Origin of the sequence: Nitratidesulfovibrio oxamicus (assembly GCF_015731765.1) — a bacterium.
GTDB lineage: Bacteria > Desulfobacterota > Desulfovibrionia > Desulfovibrionales > Desulfovibrionaceae > Cupidesulfovibrio > Cupidesulfovibrio oxamicus.
In genome coordinates this window covers 1-840 of the sequence record NZ_VRYY01000675.1, presented here as the reverse complement: position 1 = coordinate 840, position 840 = coordinate 1, and the positions used below count along the sequence as shown (strand labels likewise).

The 840-nt window shown below is 74.2% G+C and carries 1 protein-coding gene; it reads left to right on the top strand.

From position 1 onward, the window contains the following. Window positions 1–23: 23 nt before the first annotated feature. A partial coding sequence (locus tag FVW20_RS17115; protein ID WP_231039209.1) for a PEP/pyruvate-binding domain-containing protein occupies window positions 24–840 on the top strand: 817 nt, incomplete at its 3' end.

Genomic DNA, 840 nt, shown 5'->3' with positions numbered 1-840 from the left:
GGTCTGGCGCGCGGGGGCGCAACATGCGCCTCTTGCTGCGCGGGCGGGTGTGGCCCCAGGGGTCAACGGGCGCTGGCGGGAGCACGGACGACGACGCGGGCGGCATGACCCTGTGGGGGCCGTCCATTCCCCTGTTCCCGGAAGGTGCCGATCCCGACACCCGGTCCGACGGGCAGTCCGATCGGCAGCGCGTGCTGGACGCCCTGCGCGCCACCCTGGCCCTGAAGTATTCGCCCCAGGCCATCGCCTACCGCCGCAACCGGGGCCTGCGCGACGCGGGCACCTGCGTGTGCGTGGGCTGTTTTGCCGTGGAGGGGCCCGTGGCCGGGGGCATCGCCTACACCGGCAACCCGCTGCACGCCCGCGACACCTCGGTGCATGTCTACGCCGCGCGCGGCCTGTCGGAGGCCGTGGAGGACGGCGCGCACGACGTGGACGCCTATCACGTCTGCCGTGTGGGCGGTTCGGTGCGGTTGCGCAGCATAGCCCCCAGGGCCGACGCGGCCACGGGGGCGGTGTTGCCGGCCCTGCCGGTTCTGGATGACGCGGCGGCCCGTGCCGTGGCCGAACTGGCCCTGGTCGTGGAGGAACGCTGCGGCCTTCCCCAGGAAATCGACTGGCTGCTGGAGCCGGACGGTTCCGTCTCGCTGCTGCATGCCCGGCCATTGCCCGCGCCGCGCGCCCACCTGCCGGAAAGCTATGCCGAGTCGGAGGCCGAGGACGCCGCCCAGACCGAATGCCCGCCTCCGGCCCTGCTGGACGGCGGGATCACCGCCGGGCCGGGCGTGGTGGCCGGGCCGGTGCACATCGTGCGCGAGCGGGACGACGTGCGCAGCTTCA